This window comes from Phenylobacterium sp. Root700 (assembly GCF_001429025.1).
Taxonomy (GTDB): domain Bacteria; phylum Pseudomonadota; class Alphaproteobacteria; order Caulobacterales; family Caulobacteraceae; genus Phenylobacterium.
Map to the genome: position 1 here is coordinate 454,690 of NZ_LMHT01000022.1, position 23,601 is coordinate 478,290.

23 protein-coding genes are annotated in these 23,601 nt (G+C 67.3%); 11 read left to right on the forward strand and 12 right to left on the reverse strand.

Annotation, left to right across the window (positions count from 1 at the left end; all coding sequences use genetic code 11):
* Position 1 precedes the first annotated feature (1 nt).
* A complete protein-coding gene (locus ASE02_RS13090) occupies positions 2–715 on the reverse strand; it encodes a YceI family protein (RefSeq protein ID WP_056734824.1) in 714 nt (237 codons plus the stop codon).
* A gap of 166 nt (positions 716–881) precedes the next feature.
* On the opposite strand from ASE02_RS13090, the gene ASE02_RS13095 reads away from it, so the two are divergent.
* The 4 genes from ASE02_RS13095 (at position 882) to clpA (ending at position 5,855) form a co-directional block, all read left to right on the forward strand.
* A complete protein-coding gene (locus ASE02_RS13095) occupies positions 882–1,775 on the forward strand; it encodes an ROK family protein (protein ID WP_056734826.1) in 894 nt (297 codons plus the stop codon).
* Positions 1,772–3,040: a DNA polymerase IV gene (locus tag ASE02_RS13100; protein ID WP_056734828.1), complete on the forward strand. Its 1,269-nt coding sequence runs from the start codon at positions 1,772–1,774 to the stop codon at positions 3,038–3,040. Before ASE02_RS13095 ends, ASE02_RS13100 begins: the two co-directional genes overlap by 4 nt.
* A 152-nt stretch (positions 3,041–3,192) precedes the next feature.
* On the forward strand, positions 3,193–3,522 hold the full coding sequence (clpS, locus tag ASE02_RS13105; RefSeq protein ID WP_056734830.1) for an ATP-dependent Clp protease adapter ClpS: 330 nt from the start codon (positions 3,193–3,195) through the stop codon (positions 3,520–3,522).
* An 8-nt stretch (positions 3,523–3,530) separates the two neighbouring features.
* Positions 3,531–5,855, forward strand: a complete 2,325-nt coding sequence (gene clpA / locus ASE02_RS13110; RefSeq protein ID WP_056734832.1) for an ATP-dependent Clp protease ATP-binding subunit ClpA — start codon at positions 3,531–3,533, stop codon at positions 5,853–5,855.
* A gap of 181 nt (positions 5,856–6,036) precedes the next feature.
* Here the strand turns inward: clpA and ASE02_RS13115 are convergent, their stop codons facing one another.
* Positions 6,037–6,474, reverse strand: coding sequence for an HIT family protein (locus tag ASE02_RS13115; protein WP_056734834.1), 438 nt, complete (start codon positions 6,472–6,474; stop codon positions 6,037–6,039).
* A gap of 57 nt (positions 6,475–6,531) precedes the next feature.
* Here ASE02_RS13115 and ASE02_RS13120 point away from each other — a divergent pair, with 57 nt between their 5' ends.
* The 3 genes from ASE02_RS13120 to ASE02_RS13130 all read left to right on the forward strand — a co-directional run bounded on the left by ASE02_RS13120 (position 6,532) and on the right by ASE02_RS13130 (position 11,280).
* Positions 6,532–7,095 carry a DUF4287 domain-containing protein gene (locus ASE02_RS13120; protein ID WP_056734836.1) on the forward strand — a complete coding sequence of 188 codons (564 nt, stop codon included), beginning with the start codon at positions 6,532–6,534 and terminating at the stop codon, positions 7,093–7,095.
* A gap of 162 nt (positions 7,096–7,257) precedes the next feature.
* Positions 7,258–9,585, forward strand: a complete 2,328-nt coding sequence (locus ASE02_RS13125; protein ID WP_056734838.1) for a TonB-dependent receptor — start codon at positions 7,258–7,260, stop codon at positions 9,583–9,585.
* A 15-nt stretch (positions 9,586–9,600) separates the two neighbouring features.
* Complete coding sequence (locus tag ASE02_RS13130) at positions 9,601–11,280, forward strand: alkaline phosphatase (RefSeq protein ID WP_056734840.1); 1,680 nt, start codon at positions 9,601–9,603, stop codon at positions 11,278–11,280.
* Positions 11,281–11,286: 6 nt separating this feature from the next.
* On the opposite strand, the gene ASE02_RS13135 is transcribed toward ASE02_RS13130, so the two are convergent.
* From ASE02_RS13135 to ASE02_RS13150, 4 genes are all read right to left on the reverse strand, one after another.
* Positions 11,287–12,447: a GNAT family N-acetyltransferase gene (locus ASE02_RS13135; RefSeq protein ID WP_056734842.1), complete on the reverse strand. Its 1,161-nt coding sequence runs from the start codon at positions 12,445–12,447 to the stop codon at positions 11,287–11,289.
* Positions 12,444–13,190 (reverse strand): glycerophosphodiester phosphodiesterase, encoded by a 747-nt coding sequence (locus ASE02_RS13140; RefSeq protein WP_056734844.1) that lies wholly within the window; start codon positions 13,188–13,190, stop codon positions 12,444–12,446. Before ASE02_RS13140 ends, ASE02_RS13135 begins: the two co-directional genes overlap by 4 nt.
* The gene (locus tag ASE02_RS13145) at positions 13,187–13,648 is read right to left on the reverse strand and encodes a RidA family protein (RefSeq protein ID WP_056734845.1); all 462 of its coding nucleotides are present in this window, start codon (positions 13,646–13,648) and stop codon (positions 13,187–13,189) included. Before ASE02_RS13145 ends, ASE02_RS13140 begins: the two co-directional genes overlap by 4 nt.
* A 112-nt stretch (positions 13,649–13,760) precedes the next feature.
* Positions 13,761–14,195, reverse strand: a complete 435-nt coding sequence (locus tag ASE02_RS13150; RefSeq protein WP_056734848.1) for a phasin family protein — start codon at positions 14,193–14,195, stop codon at positions 13,761–13,763.
* A gap of 411 nt (positions 14,196–14,606) precedes the next feature.
* Here ASE02_RS13150 and ASE02_RS13155 point away from each other — a divergent pair, with 411 nt between their 5' ends.
* Positions 14,607–15,917, forward strand: a complete 1,311-nt coding sequence (locus tag ASE02_RS13155) for a D-alanyl-D-alanine carboxypeptidase (RefSeq protein WP_056734850.1) — start codon at positions 14,607–14,609, stop codon at positions 15,915–15,917.
* Positions 15,918–15,920: 3 nt separating this feature from the next.
* Here ASE02_RS13155 and ASE02_RS13160 read toward each other — a convergent pair whose 3' ends face one another.
* Positions 15,921–16,346 carry a DnaJ domain-containing protein gene (locus ASE02_RS13160; protein ID WP_056734851.1) on the reverse strand — a complete coding sequence of 142 codons (426 nt, stop codon included), beginning with the start codon at positions 16,344–16,346 and terminating at the stop codon, positions 15,921–15,923.
* Between the two features lie 12 nt (positions 16,347–16,358).
* Positions 16,359–17,174 carry a division plane positioning ATPase MipZ gene (locus tag ASE02_RS13165; protein ID WP_056734854.1) on the reverse strand — a complete coding sequence of 272 codons (816 nt, stop codon included), beginning with the start codon at positions 17,172–17,174 and terminating at the stop codon, positions 16,359–16,361.
* A gap of 167 nt (positions 17,175–17,341) precedes the next feature.
* On the opposite strand from ASE02_RS13165, the gene panC reads away from it, so the two are divergent.
* Together panC and ASE02_RS13175 are read left to right on the forward strand one after the other, a co-directional pair.
* On the forward strand, positions 17,342–18,193 hold the full coding sequence (gene panC / locus ASE02_RS13170) for a pantoate--beta-alanine ligase (RefSeq protein ID WP_056734855.1): 852 nt from the start codon (positions 17,342–17,344) through the stop codon (positions 18,191–18,193).
* Positions 18,194–18,276: 83 nt separating this feature from the next.
* Positions 18,277–18,966 (forward strand): alpha/beta fold hydrolase, encoded by a 690-nt coding sequence (locus tag ASE02_RS13175; RefSeq protein ID WP_056734857.1) that lies wholly within the window; start codon positions 18,277–18,279, stop codon positions 18,964–18,966.
* A 4-nt stretch (positions 18,967–18,970) separates the two neighbouring features.
* Here ASE02_RS13175 and ASE02_RS13180 read toward each other — a convergent pair whose 3' ends face one another.
* Positions 18,971–19,372 carry a DUF1489 family protein gene (locus ASE02_RS13180; protein WP_056734859.1) on the reverse strand — a complete coding sequence of 134 codons (402 nt, stop codon included), beginning with the start codon at positions 19,370–19,372 and terminating at the stop codon, positions 18,971–18,973.
* 7 nt (positions 19,373–19,379) lie between these two features.
* Entirely contained in the window at positions 19,380–20,216 is an 837-nt protein-coding gene (locus ASE02_RS13185) for an enoyl-CoA hydratase-related protein (RefSeq protein WP_056734861.1), read from the reverse strand.
* A 96-nt stretch (positions 20,217–20,312) separates the two neighbouring features.
* Between ASE02_RS13185 and ASE02_RS13190 the strand changes: the two genes are divergently transcribed.
* Positions 20,313–22,127, forward strand: coding sequence for a patatin-like phospholipase family protein (locus ASE02_RS13190; protein WP_056734863.1), 1,815 nt, complete (start codon positions 20,313–20,315; stop codon positions 22,125–22,127).
* A gap of 243 nt (positions 22,128–22,370) precedes the next feature.
* Here the strand turns inward: ASE02_RS13190 and ASE02_RS13195 are convergent, their stop codons facing one another.
* Complete coding sequence (locus tag ASE02_RS13195; RefSeq protein ID WP_056734865.1) at positions 22,371–23,057, reverse strand: anti-sigma factor; 687 nt, start codon at positions 23,055–23,057, stop codon at positions 22,371–22,373.
* Entirely contained in the window at positions 23,054–23,533 is a 480-nt protein-coding gene (locus ASE02_RS13200; RefSeq protein WP_056734971.1) for a sigma-70 family RNA polymerase sigma factor, read from the reverse strand. The genes ASE02_RS13195 and ASE02_RS13200 overlap by 4 nt, the downstream gene beginning before the upstream one ends.
* Positions 23,534–23,601 lie beyond the last annotated feature (68 nt).

Genomic DNA, 23,601 nt, shown 5'->3' on the forward strand with positions numbered 1-23,601 from the left:
CTCAGGAGGCCGGCGTCGCCGGGGCTGGCGGCGCGGCGGCGGCTTGAGTGAACTCGGCCTCGATCATGACCTCCACCTCGTCGCCGACGCCGAAGTTCGAGCCCGGCGCCGGAACGCCATAGCTCACGCCGAACTCCGAACGCTTCAGCACGCCGTGCGCCGAGAAGCCGATCCGCGAGCCGGGATCCATGGCGCTGGGCTTGGAGCCGCCGTTGAACGTCGTCTCCAGCGTCACCGGACGGGTCACGCCGTGCAGGGTCAGGTCGCCCGTCACCTTGGCCGTCGCCGGGCCGGTCACGTCGACCTTGGTGGACTTGAAGGTGATCTTCGGAAATTTCGCCGAGTCCAGCCACGACGGCCCCGCCAGTTCGGCGTCGAAGTCGGGCTTGTCGCCATGGAAGTCGGTCTCGATCGAGCGCGGATCGATCGTCGCGCTCACGCTCATCGCCGCCGGGTTGGCCGGATCGAACTGCAGATCGGCCTCGATATCAGTAAACCGCGCGGTGTAGCGGGACATGCCCAGGTGGCTGACCCGGAAGGTCACGCTGGCGTGGTTCTCGTCGATTTTGTAGTCGCCGGGCGAGGCTTCATTGACCGGCGCCTTGGCGGCAGGCGCGGCGGGCGCCGGCGCGGTCTCGGCCTTTTGAGCCGGTTGCGGCGAACAGGCCGCCAGCGACGCCGCCGTCAGGGCGGTGATCCAAAAACTACGTTTCATGCTGAAGTTCCCATCGAGATTGGCGAGCCTGCGCCCAGCTGAAATCCACATCCGCCGCCCAGGGTTGCACGAAGATTGTCGTTCAAGCCACGTCAAACCGAACCGCCGCCTCCAGGCCCGTCTCACCCATTGAACTGCGGCCCGAAACGGAACAAATCATGATCCCATGATCCGGATCGGGGTGGACTTCGGCGGTACGAAGATTGAGGCCGCTGCGCTCGACGCCAACGGCCGCTTCCTGGCGCGCGTCCGCGGCGGTTCTCCCAGGGACTACGGCGCTGGTCTCGAAGCCGTGCGCGACCTCGTCGCCGAGGCCGAGCGCCAGGCTGGGGTCAGCGGCGCCAGCGTCGGGGTCGGCGGGCCAGGATCGCCATCACCGCTGACCGGCCTGATGCGCAACGCCAACTCCACCGAGCTGAACGGACACCCGTTCCCCGTCGACCTCGCCCGCGTCCTGGAACGCCCGGTTCGCTACGCCAACGACGCCAACTGCCTGGCGCTGTCCGAAGCCGTCGACGGCGCAGGCGCGGGCCACGAAGTCGTGCTGGCGGTGATCCTCGGCACCGGCTGCGGCGCCGGCGTCACGGTCGGCGGACGCATCCTGGAAGGCCGCAACGCCATCGCCGGGGAATGGGGCCACATGCCCCTGCCCTGGCCGACCGCGACCGAGCATCCTGGCCCGGAATGCTGGTGCGGCCGGCGCAACTGCCTGGAGCTGTGGGTTTCCGGCACGGGCTTCGCCAAGGATCATGGCGGCGGCCGGAGCGGCGAACAGATCATCGCGGCGGCCCGGCGCGGCGACGATGCGGCCAGCGCCGCCCTTGACCGTTACGTCGACCGGCTGGCCCGGGGCCTGGCGGTGGTCTGCGACGTCCTCGATCCGGACATCATCGTGCTGGGCGGCGGCATGTCCAATGTCGCCGAGCTCTATGAGCGCCTGCCCGGCGCCATCGCCCCGCTGGTGTTCTCCGACGTCTTCACCACGCCGCTCGCCCCCGCCATGCACGGCGACTCGTCCGGTGTTCGCGGCGCCGCCTGGCTTTGGCCGCTGGTTCCATGAGCGCGCTGTGCCGCGATTGCTTCAGGCGCGGCGACCTTGGCCGCCGCTGTCCACGCTGCGGCTCCCCGCGGGTGATCGCCCACGACGAGCTGGAGCAGCTCTCCATCGCCCATATGGACTGCGACGCCTTCTACGCCTCGGTGGAGAAGCGCGACGATCCCTCCCTGCGCGACCACGCCGTGATCGTCGGCGGCGGCAAGCGCGGGGTGGTGACCACCTGCTGCTACATCGCCCGCATCTCCGGCGTCCGCTCGGCCATGCCGATGTTCAAGGCCCGGCAGCTCTGCCCGCAGGCGATCATCATCAAGCCGAACTTCACCAAGTACCGCACCGAGAGCCGGCGGATCATGGCGATGGTCCGCGACCTGACCCCGCTGGTGCAGCCGCTGTCGCTGGACGAGGCCTGGATGGATCTGTCGGGCACCGAGCGCCTGCATGGCGCCCCGCCGGTCGAGACCCTGTCGCGGCTGCAGGCCAAGATCGAGGCCGAAATCGGCATCACCGTCTCTATCGGCCTGGCCCCCAACAAGTTCCTGGCCAAGATCGCCTCGGACCTGGACAAACCGCGCGGCTTCTCCGTCATCGGCTCGGCCGACGCGCAAGGCTTCCTGGCGACCAAACCCGTGGGGATCATCCCCGGCGTCGGGCCGGCCATGGTCAAGTCGATGGAAGGCGCGGGCTACCGCACGGTCGGCGATCTGGCGCGAGCAGAGCCTAAGGAACTGGTCGAGCGGTTCGGCGCCAACGGCCTGCGCTTGTCAGACCTGGCCCATGGCCGCGACAACCGCCCGGTCAATCCGAACGAGGAGCGCAAGGGGATCAGCGCCGAGACCACCTTCAACGACGATCTCCACACCTTCGCGGACCTGGAGGACAAGCTCGCGCCCCTCTGTGAGCGGGTGGCCCGCCAGATCCGGGCCGGCGGCGTCGCCGGTCGCGTCGTGACGCTGAAGCTGCGCGGAACGGACTTCAAGATCATCACCCGGCGCCGGGCGCTTCCGGTGCCGACCCAAACCGCCAAGACCCTGTTCGCGGTCGGGCGGGAGCTCCTGGCCAAGGAGGCCAACGGCCGCAGCTGGCGGCTGATCGGCATCGGAGTCGCCGAACTGATCGACGCCGATGCGGTGGAGCATGACTTCTTCGCCGGCGCGGAACGTCGCGCCCTGGTCGAGGAGACCGCCGTCGACAAGCTAAGGGCGCGATTCGGCCCCGATGCCGTGACGACGGGACGCGCCCTGGGCGCGAAACGCACCTCCGACGATTGAAACCTGCATGGCTCGCAGGCCTATAGCGTGACAAAAACACGCGGATCGCGGGGTTGGGATCGCAAGCGACGATTTCAACCCTTCCATACGGCGTCCTTTTCCATATCTAATCCATAGATAGCGAGGGCGAGCGCCCTCAGGAGACCTGTTAGATGGCCGAGCGAAAGCAAGGTGATCAAGATACGGGCGTCCGGTCGACGGTCATCACTCAGACCAAGCCGAAGACGCAGAAACCGTCGATGTATCGCGTGCTCATCCTAAATGATGACTACACGCCGATGGAATTCGTCGTTTACGTGCTTGAGCAGTACTTCAACAAGTCGCGCGAAGACGCGACCAGGATCATGCTGCACGTCCACCAACATGGGGTGGGTGTGTGCGGCGTGTTCACTTACGAAGTGGCGGAAACAAAGGTGGCTCAGGTCGTTGATACCGCAAGACGGCATCAACACCCGCTGCAATGCACCATGGAAAAGGATTGAGGCCCAGAGTGCCGTCATTCTCGCGCCATCTAGAAGAATCTCTCCACCGCGCGGTGGCCTTCGCAAATCAGCGAAAGCACGAGTACGCGACGCTTGAGCACCTGCTGCTCTCCCTCATCGACGATGAGGATTCGGCCGGTGTCATGCGGGCGTGCGACGTGGACCTAGCGGCCCTGCGCACCACCCTCACCAACTATGTGGACAACGAGCTGCGCTCCCTGGTCGTCGATGACGGCGAGGACGCCAAGCCGACCTCATCGTTCCAGCGCGTGATCCAGCGTGCGGTGATCCACGTCCAGTCCTCGGGCCGTGAGGAAGTGACCGGAGCCAATGTGCTCGTGGCCATTTTCTCCGAGCGCGAGAGCCATGCCGCCTACTTCCTGCAAGAGCAGGACATGACGCGGTACGACGCGGTGAACTACATCGCCCACGGCATCGCCAAGAAGGCCGGGGCCGACCAGCCCAAGGCCGTCAAGGGCTCCGAGGACGAGGACAAGCCCGCGGTGAAGACTGGCGGCGAGGCGCTCGAAGCCTACTGCGTGAACCTCAACGAGAAGGCCAAGCAGGGTAAGGTCGATCCGCTGATCGGGCGTTCGGCCGAGGTCGAGCGCTGCATCCAGATCCTGTGCCGCCGGACCAAGAACAACCCGCTCCTGGTCGGCGACCCCGGCGTCGGCAAGACCGCCATCGCCGAGGGCCTGGCCCGCAAGATCGTCAACGGCCAGGTGCCGGAGGTGCTCTCGGGCTCGACCATTTTCTCGCTCGACATGGGCTCGCTCCTGGCGGGCACCCGCTATCGCGGCGATTTCGAAGAGCGCGTGAAGCAGGTGGTCAAGGAACTCGAGAACCACGCCGACGCGATCCTGTTCATCGACGAGATCCATACGGTCATCGGCGCCGGCGCGACCAGCGGCGGGGCCATGGACGCCTCGAACCTGCTGAAGCCGGCCCTGGCTTCAGGCACCCTGCGCTGCATGGGCTCCACGACCTACAAGGAGTTCCGTCAGCACTTCGAAAAGGATCGGGCGCTGGTTCGCCGGTTCCAGAAGATCGACGTCAACGAGCCGACCATCGATGACACGATCAAGATCCTGAAGGGCCTGAAGACCTACTACGAGGACTTCCACAAGCTCCGCTACACCAACGACGCCATCAAGGCGGCGGTGGAGCTGTCGGCCAAGTACATCACCGACCGCAAGCTGCCGGACAAGGCCATCGACATCATCGATGAAGCCGGCGCTGGCCAAATGCTGCTGACCGAGTCCAAGCGCAAGAAGGTCATCGGCGTGAAGGAGGTCGAGGCCGTCGTGGCCAAGATCGCCCGCATCCCGCCGAAGTCCGTCTCCAAGACCGACACCGAGGCTCTGAAGGAGCTGCAGGTCGATCTGAAGCGCGCGGTCTATGGTCAGGACGAGGCGATCGAACAGCTGTCCTCCGCCATGAAGATGGCTCGGGCCGGTCTGCGCGACGCCAACAAGCCGATCGGTTGCTATCTCTTCTCGGGGCCCACCGGCACCGGCAAGACCGAGACCGCCCGCCAGCTGGCCTCGACCATGGGCATCGAACTCCTGCGCTTCGACATGAGCGAGTACATGGAGCGCCACACGGTCAGCCGCCTGATCGGCGCGCCTCCCGGCTATGTCGGGTTCGACCAGGGCGGCCTGCTGACCGACGCCGTCGACCAGCATCCGCACTCGGTCGTCCTGCTGGACGAAATCGAGAAGGCCCACCCGGACGTCTTCAACATCCTGCTGCAGGTCATGGACCACGGGGTCCTCACCGACGCCAACGGCAAGAAGGTCGACTTCCGCAACGTGGTCCTGATCATGACCACCAACGCCGGCGCCTCCGACGCTCAGCGTAACGCCATCGGCTTCGGCCGCGGCAAGCAGGACGACGAAGTGGACGAGGCTCTCAAGCGCCTGTTCACCCCGGAGTTCCGCAACCGCCTCGACGCCGTGGTGCCCTTCAAGTCGCTCAGCCAGGAGATCATCCGGCAGGTCGTCCAGAAGTTCGTCATGCAGCTGGAAGCCCAGCTCGCCGACCGTCACGTCACCATCGAGACGACGGAAGAGGCGACCGACTGGCTGGCCAAGAACGGCTTCGACGAGCTCTACGGCGCCCGGCCTCTGGCCCGGGTCATCCAGGAGCACATCAAGAAGCCGCTGGCCGACGAGATTCTGTTCGGCAAGCTGGTCAAGGGCGGCCACGTCAAGGTGGTGCTCAAGGACAGCAAGCTGGCCTTCGAAATCGAGGGCGACGACCGCGAACCGGGCGCCCCGATCATCGAGGATCCGGCCGAGGACACCGCCGCCGCCGAGCTGACCAACTAGGCCAGGCGCCAGTCACGAAACGAGAAACCCCGGGGCGCGAACCCCGGGGTTTTTTCGTTTCCCCCGCTGGGGAGAGGTCGGGTGAGGGGCTAGAGCCTCACCGCTCGGCGCGGCCGATGGCTTGTTGAGCGCCGCTCCGCGACGCCCCCTCACCTAACCTCTCCCGAGGGAGAGGGACCTCTCAGGCGATCTTGGCGGCGATCTGTTCGGCCAGCACCTTCAGCTCGGCGGGATCAGCCATGCTGCCCGAGGCGTGACGCCCCATGGCCACGCCTTCCCAGCGCGGGATGATGTGGAAATGCAGGTGATAGATCGTCTGCCCCGAAGCCGCGCCATTGAACTGGGTGACCACGATGCCGTCCGGATTGAGCGCCGAACGCACCGCCCGCGTCACCCGTTGCACGCCCAGGATCAGCGGAGCCAGGACCGCGGGGTCCTCCTCCAGCAGGTTGCGCGCCTTGGAGTGCTTGGGAATCACCAGGGTGTGCCCCCGGCTCTGCGGAAACACGTCCATGAAGGCGAAGACCTCGCCGTCCTCAAAGACCTTGGCGCAGGGCATCTCGCCCCGCAAAATCTTGGCGAAGATGTTGCCGTCCTCGTAGGTCCCGTCCAGGCTCATCGCGCGCTCCTCCAAACACTTGGCACGGTGGTAGCGCATCGGCCCTGAGGACGGAACATGAGCCTGACGGAACGCCAGCAGAAGTGGTTCGCCTCGATCCAGGCCAGCACCGAGCGTGAGACCGGCAAGACCATCGACGAATGGATCGCCATCGCCCGCACCTGTCCCGAGACCAAGCCCCGCGCCCGCCAGGCCTGGCTGAAGGAACATCACGGCCTTGGCGTGAACCGGGCGTCCTACGTACTCTCGCTGGCCTTCCCGTCAGAAGAGCGCTGGGACCAGCCAGACGTTCTGCGGGCCAAGCTCTGGAGCGACCCCGCCGCGATCAAGATCCTGGAAGCGGTCGAGGCCGCGGCTATCGCCCTGCCCGATGTGGTGGTCGGCCAACGCAAGGGCTTCACCGCCTTCTCCCGCAAGGTCCAGTTCGCGGCGCTGCGGCCGCTCAAGGATGGCCAGGTCGCGCTGGGCCTGGCCATCGTTCCGACGCTCGAACTAGGTCTTCAGGCGCCCAGGAACGAGCCATGGTCGGAGCGCTTGACGGCGCGCCTCACCCTCCCCGCTCCCGCCGAGGTCGACGAGAGGATCACCGCGCTTCTGGCCGCGGCGTGGGCGCGTTCCTAGCCCGCGCAATCGACGTTTTCGTCAGAAATTTCTGGCGGCTCTGACTATTCCAACCGCAAGCGCCATAAGGCTTTTCGCCTTCACAGAACCATCAATCCTTCGTCGCGCCGACGTCACTCGCTCTCCCTAGGGGACGGTTCCTCAACTTCGGGGATCGACGTTATGACCAGCCGCAAACTCATCCTGCTCGCCAGCAGCGCCGCCGCCATCGCCTGGTGGGGCCCGGCCGCAGCCGACGACGTCGCCGACGGTTCGGCGCAGGTCGAGGAATTGATCGTCACCGCCCAGAAGCGCGAACAGAAGACCCTCGACGTTCCGATCGCCATCACCGCCTACAGCCGCGCCAATCTCGATCGCCTGGGCGTCCAGGAGTTCGAGGAGTTGTCGCTCTATGTCCCTGGCTTCGAGGTCCAGAACCAGTCGCCGAACAACCCAGGCTTCGTGATGCGCGGCATCACCTCGGACTCCGGCGAGGCCACCAACGAGCCGCGGGTCTCGGTGTTCCAGGACGGCGTCTCGATCTCCAAGTCCCGCGGCTCCTACATCGAGCTGTTCGACCTCGAGCGCGTCGAAATCGCCAAGGGTCCCCAATCGACCCTCTATGGCCGCGGCGCCCTGATCGGCGCGGTGAACCTGGTGCAGGCCAAGGCCGACCCGACGGGCTGGGCCGCCAGCTCCAAGGTCGAGGCCGGCAATTTCGGCTACGCCATGTTCGAGAGCATGCTGAACATGCCGGTCAGCGACACCTTCGCCGTCCGGGTGGCCGGCCGGCTGAAGAAGCGCGACGGCTTCGTCGAAAACCTGCTGGGCGGCAAGGACTTCAACTCGACCAACACCGCCGCTGGCCGCGTCGTCCTGAACTGGCGTCCGACCGAGAAGCTGAGCGCCGACCTGATCTACAATTACGAGCGCGACCGGCCGAGCGGCACCTCGTTCAAGTCCCTCACCTATTTGCCCACCGATCCGACCACCGGCGCGGTGATCGGCGATCTTGGCCGCAACTCCGGCGCGGCCCTATCGGCCTCCGACGGCTTCGAGGGCGGCAAGGACCTTGGTCTCGACCGCACGGTCTGGGGCGTGACCGCCCTGGTCGACTACACGATCAGCGACAGCCTCAGCCTCTCGTCGATCACCGCCTATCGCGAGTTCGACAGCCTGGAGGTCTTCGACGCCGACGGCTTCTCGCTGCCGCTGTTCGTCTTCGCCGAAGACGCCCAGGGCAAGCAGACCAGCCAGGAGCTGCGCCTGAACTATGACGGCGGCGGCAAGCTGACGGCGTTTGGCGGCGTGAGTTACTTCCACGAGGATGGCTTCCAGCGCGTGCCGCTGCAATTCAACGAGAAGATCTTCGCCCTGCACTCGGCCGGCGTGATGCCTAAGCCGCGCGGCCTGTCGCTGCCAGTCATCAACGCGCTCGCCCCGGCCGCGCTGAAGTCGGCCCACCGCGAGACCTCCGCCAACTACGGCGAAACCACCGCCTACGACGTCTTCGCCGACGCCACCTACAAGCTCACCGACAAGCTCGAGCTGACCGGCGGGGTTCGCTACACCCACGATGACAAGACCAGCGGCTATGGCGCCAGGCTGGAAAATGGCGGCTCGGTCGCCGGCGGGTCGACGCCGACCCTGGCCCGCGGCCTCTTCCTGCAGCCTACGAAGAACGGCCTCCCGGAATACCAGGATCTGACCGACGAGGGTCTGACCTACCGGGTCGTCGGCCGTTACGCGGCCAGCGAACAGCTCAGCTTCTACGCCTCCTATGCACGGGGCCGCCGTCCCAAAATCCTGACCGTGGCCGCCCCGGCGGCGCCCGGCGGACCTGTGCGCTTCAACGAACTGCCGGCGGAAAAGGTCGACTCCTACGAGGTCGGCGCCAAGAGCGAGCTGTTCGAGCGTCGGCTGAGCCTGGAGGGCTCGGTCTATCACTACAGCTACGACAACTTCCAAACCTCGGTGCTGAACAGCGCCGGGCAGATCGTCGCCGCCAACGCCGGCGAGGCCGCCGCCACCGGCTTCGAGGGGCAGCTCAACCTGCGGCCGACCAGCAATCTCGAGGTCTTCGGCACCTACGCCTACAATCACGCCCGGTTCGGCAACGGCATTTTCGAGGGCAATAGCTTCAGGCTGTCGCCCGACCATTCGCTGTCGCTCGGCGCGCGCTTCACCGCCCAGGTCCCGGGCGGCGCCCTGGCGATCACCCCGACCTACACTTGGCAGAGCAAGGTCTTCTTCGAGGCCAACAACGACATCCCGGCCCTGCAGACCAACGACACCATCCAGGATGAACTGCAGGAGTCCTACGGCCTGATGAATCTGCGGGTCGGCTACACGCCGGCCCAGGGGCCCTGGCAGGTGGAGGTGTTCGCCACCAACCTGCTGGACGAAGAGTACATCAAGGACGCCGGCAACACTGGCGGCGCCTTCGGGATCCCCACCTTCATCGCTGGCGAGCCGCGCTACTACGGCGTCTCGTTCTCAATCCGCTACTGATCGGGAGCCTGACCGATGTCGCTTAACAGACGCAATGCGCTGACCTGGCTCGGGCTGGGGATCAACGCCGCAGCGCTCACGCCTTCGGCCGCCCAGGCCGCAGCCGTAACCTTCGACCACGGCGTAGCCTCGGGCGATCCGCTCGCCGACCGGCTGATCATCTGGACGCGGGCCACCCCGCCCGCCCCGACGACGAAGCCCTTTCCGGTCGCTTGGACGGTCGCCGACAGCCCCGACTTCAAGAGCGTGGTGGCGCGCGGTCAGGTCCAGGCCGGCGCGGACCGCGACTTCACCGTCAAGATCGATGTCGGGGGCCTCAAGCCCGGCGCCGACTACTGGTTCCGGTTCACGGCCGCGGGCGTCTCGTCTCCGGTCGGCCGGACCCGCACCCTGCCTGTCGCGGGCGTCAAGGACGTCGCCTTGGCGGTCGTCTCCTGCTCGCTCTACCCGGCGGGCTACTTCAACGCCTACGACGCCGTGGCCAAACTCGACCGCGTCGACGCCGTCGTTCACCTGGGCGACTACATCTACGAGTACGGCGCCGGCCCGAACGATTACGGGACCGCCGGGGCCGTCAAGATGGGCCGGCTGCTGGAGCCGAAGCACGAGATCGTCTCGCTGGCCGACTACCGGCTACGCCACGCGACCTACAAGAGCGATCCGCACCTGCAGGCCGCCCACGCCCGCGCGCCGTGGATCTGCGTCTGGGACGACCACGAGACCGCCAATGACTCCTGGCTGGGCGGGGCCGAGAACCACACCGCCGGCGCCGAAGGCGACTGGAACGCTCGCAAGGCCAACGCCCTGCGCGCCTATTACGAATGGATGCCCCTGCGCGAGCCCGCCGCCGGCGGCCTGGCCGAGGCGATCAACCGGACCTTCCGCTTTGGCGACGTCGCCGAACTGGTGATGGTCGAGACCCGGCTGCTGGCTCGCGCCAAGCAGCTCGACTACGCCGAACTTCCGATGCGAACGGTTGATGGCCAGCAAGTTCCGGACTTCGCCGCCTTCATGGCCGAGCGCGCCGACCCGGGGCGTCAGTTGCTGGGCGACAAGCAGGAGCGTTGGCTCGCCGACACCTTGAAGACCTCCGCCGACGCCGGATGCGCCTGGCAAATCTTGGGCAACCAGGTGGTGATGGGCCAGGTGAAAGGCCCCGACCTCAAGGCCGCCATGTCACCGGCCGATTGGGCCGCGATGCTGGCTGACCTGCCCGAGGCGTTCCGCCCGCGCATCGAGAAGATGGCCGCCCTGTTCGCCCAGGGCGTGCCGTTCAATCTCGACGCCTGGGACGGCTACCCCGCAGCGCGCGAGCGGGTCTATGCGATGATCAAAGCCGCCAAGGCCCAGGCCATCGTCCTGGCCGGCGACAGCCACGCCTTCTGGGTCAACGAATTACATGACGCGACCGGCGATCGCGTGGCCGTGGAGTTCGGGACCACCGCTGTCACCAGCCCTGGCTGGGGCGACTTCCTGCCCAAGCAGGACATGGGCAAGATCATCGCCGACCAGAACGACGAGGTGATCTATTCCCATCAATCGGCCAAGGGCTTCACCCTGCTGACCCTGACCCGCTTGGAGGCCCGCGCCGACCTGATCGCGGTCTCGACCGTCACCGACCGCGACTATCGGGCCAGCACCCTAAAGACCTATCAGGTGGCCCGCGAGTTCGGGGCCGGGGTTCGGGAGGCCTAACCCCGATCACCCCTGCCGGAACGGCGAGTACTCGTCCGCCAGCCACTCCATCTCGCCCTCCACCGCCTCGCGCTCCCTTTGCAGGAAGTCCTCGACCGGGGCGCGCAGGCGTGGGTCGGCTATGAAGTGCGTCGAGTAGATCGGGCTCGGCAGGTAGCCGCGGGCGATCTTGTGCTCGCCCTGGGCGCCGGCCTCCACCCGTGCCAGGCCGCGCGAGATCGCGAAGTCGATGGCCTGGTAGTAGCAGAGCTCGAAATGCAGGAACGGCACCTCCTCGACGCAACCCCAGTTGCGGCCATAGAGGCAGTCATCGCCGATCAGGTTCAGGGCGCCGGCGATCCACCGACCATCGCGCCGCGCCATGACGAGCAGCACCCGATCGGCCATCCGCTCGCCCAGCAGCGAGAAGAACAGGCGGTTCAGATAGGGCCGGCCCCATTTGCGCGAACCGGTGTCCATGTAGAAGCCGAAGAAGGCGTCCCAGTGATCCTCGGTGATCTGGCTTCCGGTCAGAGAGACGATATCGACCTCCGCCTGAGCGTCGCGGCGCTCGCGGCGGATGGTCTTGCGCCGGCCTGAGGACAGTGCCGCCAGGAAGTCGTCGAAGGTCCCGTAGCCGCGGTTCTCCCAATGGTACTGCCGCCCCTGGCGCAGCGAGAGCCCCTGCCCGCCCATCCAGGACCACTCCTCCTGCGTCGGGAAGTTCACGTGGAAGGACGAGGCCTCATAGCGCTCGCACAGCGCCAGGCCTCCGCCCAGCAGGATGGACCATGCCTCCTGTCGGTCGACATCTGGCCGCACCAGCAGGCGTGGCCCGGTGGCCGGCGTGAACGGCGCGGCCGAGATCAGCTTGGGATAGTAGCGCCCGCCCGCCCGCTCATAGGCGTCGGCCCAGGCGTGGTCGAAGACGTATTCACCCTGGCTGTGGGACTTCAGATAGACCGGCATCACCGCGGCCACCCGCCCGGCTTCGTCCTGCACCGACAGGTGCTGAGGCCCCCAGCCGGTGCGCTCGACCGCGCAACCGGACTCTTCGACAATGTCCAGGAAGTCGAAGGAGACGAACGGATTGCCGAGATAGCTCGGGGCGCCGGCGCAACCATCCCACGCCTCGCGCCCGATCTCGGCGATCCGGCGGCTGACCTGCACCGCCGGCTTCAGGCTCACGCGGCGAAACCCTCGAAAATCAGATTGTCGCAGTGGTCCTTCACCGCGTCCCATTGAGCCGGATCACGGACCGTCCAGCCGACCACCGGCATGCCCTCGGCCCGATGCTTGGCGACCCGTTCGTCCGGCAGCATGTCGATATGCATGGCCAGGAAGTGCGGCCGGGCGATCGCCACGTGTTCCAGCCGGGCGAAGGACTCGCGCTGGACGTCGGCCAGATGCGGCGCGCGCTTGTAGTCGTAGCTGTCCAGCCCGCGCAGCACGCCCGGGAAACGGTCGGCGAACCAGGCGTGGGAATAGGGATTGAACCCGATCACGCAGGTCGGCCCGACGTGGTCCATCAGCACCTCGTGAACCCGTTGCTCCAGCGGCCCGACCTCGCCATAGGGGGTCTTCAGCTCGACATGGACCATGACCCGGCGTCCGATGACGGCCAGGGTCTCCAGCAGGGTCGGGATGTATTCGTCCGTGCCGGCCAGCTTCATCTGCGCGAGATCAGCGGCGCTGTAATCGCGGATCCGACCTTCGGCGCCGGTCATCCGCTTCAGGTTGTCGTCGTGGAAGACCACCGCCTCGCCATCGGCCGACAGCTGAACGTCAAGCTCAACGCCATAGCCGGCCTGGCGGGCCGCCTGGAAGGCGCCCAGCGAGTTCTCCGGCGCGCCGCCTGGCGTCCACAGACCCCGGTGCGCCACCGGCGGGTGGAACAGCAGGTCCCAGGCTTCGCCGAAGGAGTTCTTCACCGCACTTCCACCACCGCATCGACCTCGACGGCGAAGTTCAACGGCAGGCGATAGACGCCGACGGCCGAGCGGGCGTGTTTCCCGGCGTCGCCGAACGCCGCGACCATCAGGTCGGAGGCGCCGTTCACGACCTGGGGAATGTCGAAGAATTCAGGACCGGACTGCACGAAGCCGCCCAGCTTCACCACGCGGACGACGCGATCGAGATCGCCGTCGCAGGCCGCACGCATCTGGGCGATCAGATTGATCCCGCAGATCTTGGCCGCGCGCTTGGCGGTCTCCAGATCGACATCCTCGCCGACGATCCCGCGCACGCCGCCATCGGCGTCGAGCGAGACCTGGCCGGAGATGTGCACCAAGTTCCCGGCCCTGACGAAGGGCACGTAGTTGGCGACCGGCGGGTTGGGCTGCGGCAACGTGATTCCGAGCGCGGCGAGACGTTCTTCGACCTGGGACATACCGAAGGTCTAGCGCCCGGACCGGAGCCCGAAAAGAGAAAAGGCCCGCGCCATGAATGACGCGGGCCCTTCCGGGGGAGATGCCTCAGATACGCGAGGCTACTGGAGGTTCTTAGCGAGCCGCTTGCAGGCGCTCGACGGCGGCGGTGACGCGCTCGTTCAGCGGCTTCACCGAATCCTTCACCGAGGCCGACACGATCTCCGACATCTTGGAGAACTCGGCCATGTAGGCTTCGAGGGCCGACTTGGCGTAGTTGGTTTGCAGCTCGACCACTTCCTGGATCGACTTGGCGCCCGACAGCGACTTGGCGGCGGCGACCTGGTCTTCAACGGCCTTCTTGGAATAGGCCATGGCCTGCGCGCCCAGGGCTTCGGCGCCCTTGGTCGAGGCGGTCACCGACGCGATGACGGCTTCCAGGTTCTTCTTGGAGTGGGCGTTGACTTCGTTCAGCGAGGCCAGCGACTTCTCGACCGCGTCCTTGAACGCGACGTTGCCGGCGGTGGTGAACTGTTCGACGGTGTTCTTGACGGTTTCAGCGGCGGCCATGGTGGGCTCCTGGGTCGGAATTGGGCGGCGTGTTCGCCGCAACGCAAACTGGGACGGGGATAGCCTTGATTACGAACACGGTTTTCTCATGTTGCAGTGCAGCAGTCAAGCGACTTTTGTGCAGTGCACAATAACCTTCATGAGAGCGTCATCGTAACGTCGGAGCCACCCCTCCCCGTCCCGATCGGCGAACCTCGCCAAGTCGCGTCCCGGCGCCCGGCTGGCCGTGACGACGGACTTTCGAACGCCAAGACGATTTCGACGCGATGCCGAGATGTTGATTGAGAACGTTGCGACAAATCGGCTCGTTCAAGAGCTGTTTACCATCGCGCAAGGCTCCAGCTGTCATGTTAGGATTCTCGTAAGGCGGTCCTATTCACCGCCCAACCCTAGTATCGACGGACGAACCGTATGTTCGAGCGCGCCCGCCGCCTGTTTGCGTCAATCGCCCTCGCCGCCGCGACAGCTGTCGCGCCGGTGGCGTCTACCGCCCAGGCCCAGATCCCTTACCTCCAGCTGCCCGACAGCCAGCCGAAGTACGCCGCGGTTGTTGTCGACGCGAAAACCGGGGAGGTTCTGTACGCCAAACGCGCAGATAGCCCGCGGTATCCCGCGTCGATCACAAAAGTGATGACGCTGTATCTGGCCTTCGAAGCGCTGCAGGCCGGACGGCTCAAGCTGGACGATCCGGTCGAGATCTCGCCGCGCGCCGCCGCCCAGGCCCCGACCAAGCTCGGCCTTCGCCCCGGCGAAACCCTGACCGTCGAACAGGCTATGCAGGCCCTGGCCATCAAGTCCGCCAACGACATCGCCGTCGCCCTGGCTGAAAAGCTCGGCGGCTCGGAAGCCCGCTTCGCCGCCATGATGACCCTGCGCGCCCAGGAGCTGGGCATGCGCAACACCCGGTTCGTCAACGCCTCGGGCCTGCCCGACAGCCGCCAGATCTCGACGGCGCGGGACATCGCCATCCTGTCGCGCGCGGTGATGCGCGACTACCCGCAATACTACAAGCTGTTCAGCCAGCAGAGCTTCACGTTCCGCGGCGTGACCATGCGCAACCATAACGGCCTGCTGGGCCGCATGCCCGGCGTCGACGGCTTGAAGACCGGCTATACCAACGCCTCGGGCTTCAACATCGCGGTCTCCGCCGTGCGCGACAATCGCCGCCTGATCACCGTGGTGCTGGGCGCGCCGTCCACCGCCATCCGCAACAACAACGCCGAGGACCTGATCCTCACCGGCTTCGACGTGATGGCCCGTCGCGACCGCGGCGAGAAGATCACCGTCGCCCAGAACCTGTTCGAGCCGGAGCCCCGCGGCCCGATCGTCCGCCCCTCGATCGAACAGGGCGACAACGATCAGGACGGCCTGAAGATCGTGCTGGCCTCGGCCACGCCGTCCATCGCGGCGGCCCGCACCAAGGTCGAGCCTTCCTCGTCGGCCCTTCGCGGCTCGTCCAAGAAGGACGCCGGCAAGAAGGCGGCCGGGAAATGGGCGGTCCAGGTCGGGGCCTTCAAGTCCAAGGCCGACGCCAAGGAACAGATGACCTTCGTCACCAAGCGCTTTGGCAATCACTTCCAGACCGCTCGCGGTTCAGTCGGCGACAAGGTCGGCGGCTCCTATCGCGTCCGCTTCACCGGCTATAGCGAAGCCTCTGCCAAGGACGCCTGCAAAGCGATGAAGGCCAAGCGCCTGGCCTGCCTGGTCGTCGACCCGGCCTAGTCGTTACTTCTTCAAAAGACGATCCCTGGCCGCGTTGAGTTGCGCGGCCAGGCCGCTGGTCCCGCCCTTGTCGGGGTGGGCCATGCGCATCAGCCGCGAATAGGCGGCCTTGATATCCTCATCGGTGGCGCTAGCGTCCACGCCCAGGATCGAGCGGGCTTCGGCGGCGCTGATCCGGCTGCTGGCCCGGGGCGGCGGCGACGGGACGCCGGTGCGGCGCGTCGAGACCGCCAGCCACAGCCCCAGCACCACCAGCACGATGGACTTCCCCCACCCGCCGCGCATGCCGACATAGGCGGCCGCGGCGAAGCAGGCGACGGCGAAGGCGCCGGCCAGGAACCGCCACTCACGACGCTTCAAGACGGGCTTCCCTCGGCTCGCCCACAGGAACAGCACCAGGACGGCGCAGCCGATCGCGAGATAGAGCATGGGATTTGGCGGCTACTGAGCCGCCAGGAGTTCTTCACCGGCCAGACCCAGCGATCCCACCAGCGCCCGCAGCTCCTGGCGCGCCGCCACATGCTGCAGCGACATCGCCACCGGCCTGATGGTCGGCGACAGGTCGGCGATGGTCAGGCCGAAGGGGAAGAGCTCGCGATAGATCACCCGGTCGCGCAGGCCCGGCCCGACGCGGAACCCGACCCGGCGCGACAGAGCCTGGACCCGTTCGTCCAGACGCTTGCGGTTACGGGCCTCGGTCGGGGCCAGACGGTTACGCAGCACCACCCAGTCGATGGACTTGCCGCTGGCCACGGCGCGCGCCTTGCGGCTGTTCCAGACGGTCTCGGAATAGAGGCTGGGACGCTTCAGATCGAGCGTCACCGGGTCGACGATGCCCAGCATGTCGAAATCGACGAAGCTGTCGTTCATCGGCGTGACGATCAAGTCGGCCAGGCCATGGGCCGAGCGGCTGATCGCCGTATCGCCGCCGGGGGTGTCGATCAGCACGAAGTCGGCCTCGCTCGAGGCCTTGCCGAAGGCCTCCTCGAAGTGGGCCATCGCCTCGGCGTCGGGAACCTTCGCCAGATCGGCGCTCAGCGGGTACTCGAGCGGCATCGGCGCGACCGCGCCGTTGGCGTCCAGCCACGCGCGCCGATGGGCGAAGAAGTGCCCCATCGACTGCTGACGCAGGTCGAGGTCAAGAATCGCCACCTTGGCGCCGGCATGCAGCAGCGCGGCCACCACGTGAATGGCGATGGTGGACTTGCCCGCCCCGCCTTTTTCATTTCCGACGACGATCACCTTGGCTTGTGACATCGAATTTCCCAACTCCACGATCAGTCAGCGGCTTCGCACTGATTCTATTCGTTAAGGAACCCTTACAGCGACGCTGCGTCAACGCGCGCGCCGACGCGGTCTGTGGATGGAATGGACGGGGGGCCGCGCCCGCGCCATAAGCCCCTCGCCTCAACAGCGAGCCCACCATGCCCCAGATCGCCATCGTCCGCACCGTCGCCGACCTCCGCGCCCAAGTGGCCGCCTGGAAGCGCGACGGACAACGCGTGGCGCTGGTCCCCACCATGGGCGCGTTGCACGACGGTCACCTCTCCCTGATCACCCTGGCCAAGACGAAGGCCGACCGGGTCGTCGCCAGCGTTTTCGTCAACCCGACCCAGTTCGGACCGAATGAGGATTTCGACGCCTATCCTCGCAACGAGGAGCGCGACGCCGACCTCCTGGCCGGGGCCGGCTGCGACCTGCTGTTCGCGCCCACGGTCGGTGAGATGTATGCGCCTGGCTTCGCCACCACCGTCAATGTCACCGGCGTCTCCGAGCCCCTCGACGGCGCCGCGCGGCCAGGCCATTTCGCCGGCGTCGCCACCGTGGTCTCCAAGCTGCTGATGCAATGCGGACCCGACGTCGCCGTCTTCGGCGAGAAGGACTACCAGCAACTCCAGGTGATCAAGCGCGTGGTCGCCGACCTGAACATCCCGACGCAGATCGTCGGCGCACCGACCTCACGGCTGGAAGACGGCCTGGCCCGCTCCTCGCGCAACGCCTATCTCAGCGCGGCCGAGCGCGAGATCGCCGGCCGCCTGAACCTGGCTCTCGCCGACGCCGTCCGCCGCCTGCAGGCCGGCGAGAGCGTCGAACGGGTCGAGGCCACCGGCCTGGCGGCCCTGGAACGCGCGGGCTTCCAGCGGATCGACTATTTCGAGGTCCGCAACGCCGAGGACCTGTCCCATCCCGGCCCCGGCCCCCTGAACATCCCGGCCCGCGTCCTGGCGGCGGCGGTGATCGGCAAGACCCGGCTGATCGACAACATGGCGGTCTAGACCCGAACTATCGCTTGCCAATCGGCGGCCGGAGCCGGCTCAATCGGCTCCGGCGGGGCGTCCTTGAACAGGAGGACGAACATATGGCCGGTAAACCAAACATCATACTTGTGCACGGCGCCTGGGGGGACGGCTCCCATTGGCGTCACGTGATCCCGCCGCTGCACGCCAAGGGCTACAAGGTCACCGCGGTGCAGAACCCGCTGACCTCGCTGGCCGACGACGTCGACCGCACCACGCGGCTGGCGGCCGCGCAGGACGGCCCGACCCTGCTGGTCGGCCACTCCTATGGCGGCGCGGTCATCACTGGCGCGGGCCACGCGCCCAATGTGGCTGGGCTGGTCTATGTCGCCGCCTTCGCCCCGGATGAAGGCGACAGCCTAGGCGCGCTGCTGGCGCGCGAAGCGCCGCCGGGCGGAGCCGCCATCCGGCCGGACGCCGACGGCTTCCTGTGGATCGCCCCAGACCAGTTCCACGAGAATTTCTGCGCCGACCTCGACGAGACCGAGGCCCTGGTCATGGCCCTCAGCCAGAAGCCGATCGCAGGACGCTGCTTTGAGGACAAGTCCGGCCCGCCGGCCTGGAAGTCCAAGCCCAGCTGGTATCAGGCTTCCTCCGGCGACCGGATGATCCCGCCGCCGACCCAGGCCTGGATGGCGAGCCGGCTCGGGACCAAGAAGACCATCACCTTGGATTCCAGCCACGCCTCTCTGGCCTCGCATCCCACCGAGATCGTCGCTCTGATCGAGGAAGCGGCGGTCGCCGTCAGCTAACCGCCTACCAGGCTCCAGCTTCCCGGAGTTGGCGCGCCAGCTCCGGGGGGATGTCTCCGTCCACGCCGCCCGACAGATCCGGCGGCGCATCCTTGGCTTCGAGATAGCGCCAGCCCTGGAAGGCTCGGCGCGGGGTTGGCGCGACCCGCACGAAGTTCGGATCGACCGTCACCTCGCAACGCGCGTTGGGCCCCTCACCCACCGTGTCGACGGCCAGGATCGGCTGGCGGCAGAGGATCACGCCCTTGAACACTCGATAGAGCGAGCCGCCCGCCAGCAGATCGGCGGCGCGCTTGGGCGTCTGGCGCGTGTGCATGATCCACGGGCCAGGCTTGTCGGCGTGCCAGGCCAACAGGTCCTCAATGGTGTCGCAGCCCACCACCAGCTTGATCATATGCAGCGTCATGGGACGATCAGAGCGCCCAGCTGGGCTTACGCTTGTCGAGGAAGGCGCGGACGCCCTCCTGACCTTCCTCGCTGATCCGCGCGCGCGCGATGCGCTTGGCGGTCTCGTCCATCACGTCCTCGATCGCCTGGTAGGCCACATCCTCGACCAGCCGCTTGGACTCTGCCACGGCCCCGGGCGCGCAGGCCATCATCTCGGTGGCGATACGCTCGCGAGCGGCGTCCAGTTCGACGGCGTCGGCCACCACCTCGGTGACCAGTCCGACCTTCTCGGCGTAGGCGGCGTCGAACAGCCGGCCGGTCGCGAACAGGCCGCGCGCCTGACGCGGGCCGACCGCGGCGACCACATAGGGGCTGATGGTGGCGGCGATGATGCCGAGCCGCACCTCGGAGAAGCTGAACTTGGCGTCGGCGGTGGCCACGGCCATGTCGCAGGCCGCGGCCAGGCCCGCCCCGCCGCCGAAGGCCCCGCCCTCGACCAGGGCGACCGTCAGCGCCGGGATGTCCCACAGGCTCTTCAACATCTTCGCCATTTGATAGGCGTCGTCGCGGTTGTCGGCCTCGGTCCGGTCGATGGCGTCGCGCATCCACTCCAGGTCCGCCCCGGCGCTGAACGTGCCGCCGGCGCCGCGCAGGAACACCACCCGCACGCCCTCGGCCCCATGCAGGGTCTCGAACGCCTCATGCAGGGCGGCGATCAGTTCGGCGTTGAAGGCGTTGCGGCGCAAGGCCCGGTTCAAGGTCACGGTCGCCACGCCCTCGGGCGTCGCCTCGATCTGCACCAGCTTGGACGCGACGTCGGTGTCGGGCACCTCAACCAGCGGATCGGCGATGGGATTGGTCATGCTGCGCACTCCTGTACGAGGCTAGAACGCTGGACCCGGACGTTTGGATCAGGCCAAGCCATAGCCGCCCACGACGACGCAAGCTAGGCTGCCCGCGTGGTCACCTTGCCAGACATCCCGACCGACTCGGCGCTAGCGCGTCTCTTCTACGAGGAGCGCAGCCAAGGCGACGCCACATGGTTCTCGCTGCCGGGCGGCGCGACCCTGTTCAAGGCCGGCGAACCTGCTGACCACCTCTATTTCCTGCGCGCCGGGCGACTGGGCGCGTTCCGCAAGGAAGAAGGCGGCGAGCCCCAGTTCCTGGGCGTGATCCGGCCCGGCGAACCGGCCGGCGAAATGTCCCTGATCACCGGCGTTCCTCACACCGGCACCGTGGTCGCCCTGCGGGATTCCGAAATTTTCGCTATCCCAAGGCAGCTGTTCCTCGACGCCTGCGAGACCGACGCCACGGTGATGACCGAGTTGGCCCGCCTGATGATCCTGCGCAGCCGCCAGGCGGCGACCAAGGCTTCGGTCGGCGAACCTTCGGTGTTCGGCTTCGTCGCCGCAGGCGAACCCACCGCCGTGCGCACCCTGGTCGACAAGATCGGCCGCGAGATGGGCAAGCTCGGCTATTCAGTGACCGTGGTCGGCTCCGAGGCCCAGCACGCCCCGACCGAATGGTTCTCCGAGGTCGAGCGCAACTACGACTTCGTGCTGTACGCGGCCGAGGCCAACGACCTTGGCTGGCGCCAGGTGGTGGGGCGTCAGGTCGACCGTCTGTTCCGGGTGGCCCGCGGCGACGCCGCCCCGCCGGCCGAAGGCTTCGCTCGCACCACCGAGCCGCTCCAGGCCCAGAATCTGGTCGATCTGATCCTGGTGCAGCCCAAGACCCGGGCGACGCCGCAAGGATCGCAGGCCTGGGTCGACGCCCTGAAGCCTGCTCGCCTGTTCCACGTCCGCCGCGAGCGCAGCGAGGACATCGCCAGGCTGGCGCGGGTGCTGACCGGGCAGTCCGTGGGCCTGGTGCTGTCGGGCGGCGGCGCGCGGGCCTACGCCCATGTCGGCGCCATCCAGGCGCTGCGCGAACGCGGCGTGCCCGTCGACTTTGTCGGCGGGGTCTCGATGGGCGCCATCATCGCCGCGGGCCTGGCGCTCGGCTGGGAAAGCGCGGAGATGGACACCCGCATCCGCGACGCCTTCGTCTCGACCAGCCCACTGGACGACATCGCCCTGCCGCTGCTGGCCATGACCCGTGGCGAGAAGGTCCGCGAGCGCCTCGCCCGCCATTTCGGCGATATCGAGATCGCCGACCTGTGGCTGCCGTTCTTCTGCGTCTCGTCAAACCTGACCACTGGGACCTACCAGCTTCACAAGAGCGGACTGCTGCGCGACGCCCTGCGCGCCAGCATCTCCCTGCCCGGCGTCCTGCCGCCGGCCACCACGCCAGACAACAACGTCCTGGTGGATGGCGCGGTGATGAAAAACTTCCCCGCCGACATCATGCGGCTGTCCCAGCTTGGCCCCATCGTTGGCGTGGACGTCAGCCGGGGCCGGTCGATCACCGCCGACGATGTGGCGCGGCCGGAGTCGGTCTGGCGCTGGATCCGCTCGGGCCAGTGGCGCAAGGGCCCACCGATCGTCTCGCTGTTGATGCGGGCCGCCACCGTCTCCAGCGGCCGGGATCTGGCCGCGGCGCGTGAGGCCACCGACGTCCTGGTCACGCCGGACCTGACCGGCGTCGAAATCCGCGACTGGTCGGCCTACGAACCCGCTGTCGCCGCGGGTTACCGCGCCACCATCGAGGCCCTGGACAAGCTGGACCGGCCAGTCACCGAACTGCGCCGCCGGCCCAGCCGCCATGCGCCCGCCGCCCCAGCCGCGGCCGCAGCCGCAGCCGCAGCCGCAGCGGCAGCGGTCACGATCACCTGACTGTTAGACGGCGTTCAATAAACAGGTTTGCGACTCTGAAAATCGCCCCCATATTGAAGATCCTGTTCAACAGCTGAAAGGAGGTGACCAAGTGTCTCATTGTCTTCATCTGCAAGTGGAATCCGTGACACGGGTTGCCGCTTACGAGGTCTCCAAGTAAGCGCCGAGTTGCGAGCCGCTAATGCGGTCCGACAATGGAAGGGCCGGTCCCCTCGGGGGGACCGGCCCTTTGCGTATGCGGAACTATTTCCAGCCGCCCGCCCGCGCCGCGGTCTCTTCGGTCCGGTCCAGCGGATCACCGACCATCATCTGATCCATCGCAGCCAAGACCGCCGGGGGCATCGCCGATCCCGCCATCTGGTAGTCGCCGCCGGCTTGCGGCCTGACTTCGGCGAGCGTGCGCACCGCCCAACGGCCATCCTCCCTGCAGGCCAAGCCGGCCAGGGCTTCGCGATCCATCCGGAATGTCCGGCAATAGGCCCGGCCGGCGTCCCGGAACGAGACCCCCATCCGTACCGGCCCCTCATCGGCCGCCAGCTTGCCGTCCAAGGCCCTGGCCAAGGCGCCCCGCGCCTGTAGCCCCCCCGCCCCCGAAACCACCGGCCCGGAGGGAATGGCGTAGCCCGCCAACACGCCGAGCGCCAAGCACGCGGCCATGGCCGCCCAATGCGGCGGGCCAAACCGTCGAACGAGCGCCGACCGCGCGACCCGTTCCGATGGGGCCTCCCGGGCGGCGGCCAGCAGTCGTTCGGGAACCGGTTCGGTCAGAACGGCCGCGAAAGCCCCCCCCGCCGCATCGCGCAACTGCAGATGCCTGGCCACCTCCTCGGCCAGGGCCGGGTCCGAGGTCATGGCCGCTTCCACCGCCAGGGCCTCTTCGTGGCTCAGCTCCCCGTCCACATAGGCCAGAACCGTTTCCTTGGAGATCATACCGGCCTCCCCGCCTCCGCCAGCCGCGCCAGCACCTGATTGCGGCCACGCACCAACCGGCTCGTCAGGGTGCCCATCGGAACCTCAAGCACATCGGCGGCCTCACGATAGGAAAGGCCCTCGATCAACACCAACGCCACGGCCAGGCGCTGATCCTCGGGGAGACGCGCCAGTTCGCGCTCCACCTCGACGGCCTCTAGGCGTCGTTCGACCCGCGCCGCCCCCTCGTCGCCCACGTGCTCGCCCGCCTCTTCGGGCGCGAAGACGAGGTCGCGACGTCTGCGGGCGCGGGTTTCATCGATCCAGGCGTTCTTCATGATCCGAAACATCCAACTGTCGAGGCGCGTACCGACTGTCCACTGCTGCGTCCGCGCCAAGGCCCGCTCCACCGTCAGCTGAACGAGGTCGTCCGCATCAGCGGGCGTCCGCGCGAGCACGCGCGCGAAGCGGCGTAATCGCGGCAGCAACTCGACCATTTCGCGCTGGAATGCGTTCAAGACTTGCCTCTGTCTAAGGATGAAACGCCCCGCCTCACGCGTTTCAT

Bases quoted from the DNA above. Each gene is read 5' to 3' on its own strand.
- ASE02_RS13090 (WP_056734824.1), bottom strand. From the start codon at position 715: ATGAAACGTAGTTTTTGGATCACCGCCCTGACGGCGGCGTCGCTGGCG.
- ASE02_RS13095 (WP_056734826.1), top strand. From the start codon at position 882: ATGATCCGGATCGGGGTGGACTTCGGCGGTACGAAGATTGAGGCCGCT.
- ASE02_RS13100 (WP_056734828.1), top strand. From the start codon at position 1,772: ATGAGCGCGCTGTGCCGCGATTGCTTCAGGCGCGGCGACCTTGGCCGC.
- clpS (WP_056734830.1), top strand. From the start codon at position 3,193: ATGGCCGAGCGAAAGCAAGGTGATCAAGATACGGGCGTCCGGTCGACG.
- ASE02_RS13115 (WP_056734834.1), bottom strand. From the start codon at position 6,474: ATGAGCCTGGACGGGACCTACGAGGACGGCAACATCTTCGCCAAGATT.
- ASE02_RS13120 (WP_056734836.1), top strand. From the start codon at position 6,532: ATGAGCCTGACGGAACGCCAGCAGAAGTGGTTCGCCTCGATCCAGGCC.
- ASE02_RS13125 (WP_056734838.1), top strand. From the start codon at position 7,258: ATGACCAGCCGCAAACTCATCCTGCTCGCCAGCAGCGCCGCCGCCATC.
- ASE02_RS13130 (WP_056734840.1), top strand. From the start codon at position 9,601: ATGTCGCTTAACAGACGCAATGCGCTGACCTGGCTCGGGCTGGGGATC.
- ASE02_RS13145 (WP_056734845.1), bottom strand. From the start codon at position 13,648: ATGTCCCAGGTCGAAGAACGTCTCGCCGCGCTCGGAATCACGTTGCCG.
- ASE02_RS13150 (WP_056734848.1), bottom strand. From the start codon at position 14,195: ATGGCCGCCGCTGAAACCGTCAAGAACACCGTCGAACAGTTCACCACC.
- ASE02_RS13155 (WP_056734850.1), top strand. From the start codon at position 14,607: ATGTTCGAGCGCGCCCGCCGCCTGTTTGCGTCAATCGCCCTCGCCGCC.
- ASE02_RS13160 (WP_056734851.1), bottom strand. From the start codon at position 16,346: ATGCTCTATCTCGCGATCGGCTGCGCCGTCCTGGTGCTGTTCCTGTGG.
- ASE02_RS13165 (WP_056734854.1), bottom strand. From the start codon at position 17,174: ATGTCACAAGCCAAGGTGATCGTCGTCGGAAATGAAAAAGGCGGGGCG.
- panC (WP_056734855.1), top strand. From the start codon at position 17,342: ATGCCCCAGATCGCCATCGTCCGCACCGTCGCCGACCTCCGCGCCCAA.
- ASE02_RS13175 (WP_056734857.1), top strand. From the start codon at position 18,277: ATGGCCGGTAAACCAAACATCATACTTGTGCACGGCGCCTGGGGGGAC.
- ASE02_RS13180 (WP_056734859.1), bottom strand. From the start codon at position 19,372: ATGACGCTGCATATGATCAAGCTGGTGGTGGGCTGCGACACCATTGAG.
- ASE02_RS13185 (WP_056734861.1), bottom strand. From the start codon at position 20,216: ATGACCAATCCCATCGCCGATCCGCTGGTTGAGGTGCCCGACACCGAC.
- ASE02_RS13195 (WP_056734865.1), bottom strand. From the start codon at position 23,057: ATGATCTCCAAGGAAACGGTTCTGGCCTATGTGGACGGGGAGCTGAGC.
- ASE02_RS13200 (WP_056734971.1), bottom strand. From the start codon at position 23,533: ATGGTCGAGTTGCTGCCGCGATTACGCCGCTTCGCGCGCGTGCTCGCG.